The organism is Komagataeibacter kakiaceti JCM 25156 (genome assembly GCF_000613305.1).
This window is the reverse complement of record NZ_BAIO01000322.1, coordinates 1-2,721: the sequence shown is the minus strand read 5'-3', so window position 1 is coordinate 2,721 and position 2,721 is coordinate 1. Positions and strand designations below refer to the sequence as shown.

Annotated in this window: 2 protein-coding genes and 1 pseudogene; all 3 read right to left on the bottom strand. The window is 67.3% G+C overall.

Going from position 1 to position 2,721, the window contains the following annotated elements; genetic code table 11:
• Positions 1-68: 68 nt before the first annotated feature.
• Positions 69-566 carry a (2Fe-2S)-binding protein gene (locus JCM25156_RS13065; RefSeq protein ID WP_025813425.1) on the bottom strand — a complete coding sequence of 166 codons (498 nt, stop codon included), beginning with the start codon at positions 564-566 and terminating at the stop codon, positions 69-71.
• Positions 563-1,964, bottom strand: a pseudogene (locus tag JCM25156_RS31230) (aldehyde dehydrogenase family protein). Before JCM25156_RS31230 ends, JCM25156_RS13065 begins: the two are co-directional and overlap by 4 nt.
• An 89-nt stretch (positions 1,965-2,053) precedes the next feature.
• Positions 2,054-2,721, bottom strand: a 668-nt coding sequence (locus JCM25156_RS24310; protein WP_034959761.1) for a molybdopterin cofactor-binding domain-containing protein, incomplete at its 5' end; no start/stop codon positions are given.

Genomic DNA, 2,721 nt, shown 5'->3' with positions numbered 1-2,721 from the left:
CGTCGGGACCGGTCATGGTGTGATGTCACCCTGTATCCTCCTGCATGGCTTTGACGGCAGTCGTAATGTCAGCTCCCGGCGGGCATGGCGGCAACGCGGCGGGCGATCCGCAGCACGGCACGTTCGATGGAGGCATATCCCGTGCACCGGCACAGATTGCCGCTCATGGCGGCGCGGATCTGCGCACGGCCTGCATGGCCGCCCGTCTCGCGCATCAGCGCGGTAATGGCGATGACAAAGCCCGGCGCGCAGTAACCGCACTGGAACGCGTTACCCTGCACCAGTTCCTCGCGCACGATCGCGCCCTCTGGCAGGAGGTCAATACCGGCGGCGGTAATGACCGCGCGACCTGCCGCCCTGTAGGCCGGCAGTAGGCAGGCGTTTATGGCCTGTCCATCCAGCAGGACCATGCAGCCCCCGCACCGCCCCACACGGCAACCGGGCTTGACGCTCATGTCCCCCACCTGCTCACGCAGCACGTCAAGCAGGGTGGGTGCCGGCCCCAGCGCGGGGGAAAGGGGCGCGACCGGGCAGGTGCGTCCGTTGACCTCCATGGTGGCAGTCATGTCACGGCGCATACCGTTTTCCATTCCATGTAGTTATCCAGCCCCTGCGCGCCGTTTTCCACACCCCAGCCGGACAGTCCGCGCCCCCCCTTGGGCAGGTCGGGGGAAAAATAGCTGTGGCAGTTCACCCATACCGTGCCCGCGCGGATGGCCGAGACCGTACGTTCCGTTACCGATATATCCTGCGTCCACACACTGGCGGCCAGGCCGTAGCGCGTGTCGTTCGCGGCGGTGATGGCCTCCTCCCACGTGTCAAAGGGCGTGACCATGGCGACGGGGCCGAAAATTTCCTCGCGCATGATCCGCATTTCCGGCCGTGCGCCCGCGATGACGGTAGGCTCGAAAAAAGCGGCGTCCCTGCGCTGGCCGCCTGCCAGCACCTGCGCGCCCTCCGCCTCGCCACCGCGTATGTACTCCGCCACACGTTCCGCCTGGGTGGTGTTGATGAGCGGCCCGATATCGGTCGTGCCCTCCAGCCCGTGCCCCAGCCGCATCGATGCCGCCTGCTGGCACAATCCTGCCACCAGTTCGTCATACCGGCTCCGGTGGACATAGATACGCGAACCCGCCACGCAGACCTGCCCGGCATTGGCGAAGATGCCGCGCGCCACCCCCGGTACGGTCAGCCCCATATCCGCATCCGCCATGACCAGCATGGGCGACTTGCCCCCCAGTTCCAGGGTCAGCTTTTTCATATCCGGCATGGCCGCCGCGATGATCCGGCGTCCGACCTCGGTTGATCCGGTAAAGCTGATCTTGTCCACGTCCGGGTGGCTGGCCAGCGCAGCGCCCGCGTCCGGTCCGTCGCCCGTTACGATATTGACGACGCCGGGGGGCAGACCCGCTCCATCATGATCTCACCCAGGCGGAGCGCCGTAAGCGGTGTTTCCTCGGCGGGCTTGAGCACCACGCAGCACCCCGCGGCAAGGGCCGGGGCAAGCTTCATCGCCGCCATGACCAGGGGCGAATTCCACGGCAGATGGCGCCGACCACCCCGATCGGCTCACGCCGGGCATGGGCGAACATGCGCCTGCCCGCGGGCTGGTAGGCGATGTTGGTGGGAATGTGCGTGCCCTCGATACGCGGGGCAAGCCCGGCGTAATAGCGGAACTGCCCCGCTGCAGCCGGAATGTCCCCCCTGCGGCTGGCGGCCAGCGGCTTGCCGTTATCCAGCGTTTCCAGTACCGCCAGTTCCTCCAGGTAATGTTCGATCAGATCGGCGATGCGCCACAGGATGCGCCCGCGCTGCATGCCGGTCATCGCATGCCATGGCCCGGCGGTGAACGCGGCGCGGGCCGCCTGGACGGCCGCGTCAATATCCGCCGCCGTACCGGACGCGACTTCAGCCAGAACCGCGCCACTGGCGGGATCACGTGTTTCAAACCATTCCCCGCCCACCGGCGCGCGCCATTCACCCCCGATCAGCAGGTCATGACGGCGGGGATGCAGGAAGGCGCCTGCCACGGGCGGGATAACCGGGTGTTCATTCACTGTCTGTGTTCCTCAATCCATGTGCCCAGGGCACGCATGATCTGTTCGGGGCGGAAGGGGGCGGCATGCGGCCACAGGCCCGTGGCCGCCGCCACGGCGTTGGCCATGGCGGGGGTAAGGGCCGCCATGCCAAGCTCGCCCACGCCACGCACGCCAGCGGGATCGTTGCTGTCCATGGCCTCATAGGCATGGATGGCGAGAGCCTGCGGAGTATCGGGCATCATTGGCACCATGTAGCCATCAAGGTTGAGGGCGAGCGGCCTGCCCTGCCCGTACGGGACATGCTCCATCAGGGTGAAGCCCATCCCCTGCATCAAGCCCCCCTCAAGCTGGCCAAGATAGCCCGCCACATCAATGACCGGCCCCGCCGCGCAGTGGAGTTCGACCTTTTCCAGCGTCACGACGCCGGTCGCCCGTTCAATGGCGACCTGACAGATGACGGCACCGGTGCAGAACAGGTAGCGGGCATTGGCGCTCTTCCACGGCGTGGAGGGCACCTGCCCCCTGAATTCCGCCGTCAGGGCTGACAGGTCCGGCGCCTGCCGGGCCAGATCCCCATAGGTGAGCAATGGCTGTGTCCGCGTGTTGCGGGTCGCGTCATGGATACCCCCCCGGCCGGGACGGAGCGTGCCGGGCGGGCGGTCCAGCACCACCGCCGCCTGCG

Coding starts and splice junctions, on each gene's coding strand:
- JCM25156_RS13065 (WP_025813425.1), bottom strand. CDS start 566: ATGACTGCCACCATGGAGGTCAACGGACGCACCTGCCCGGTCGCGCCC.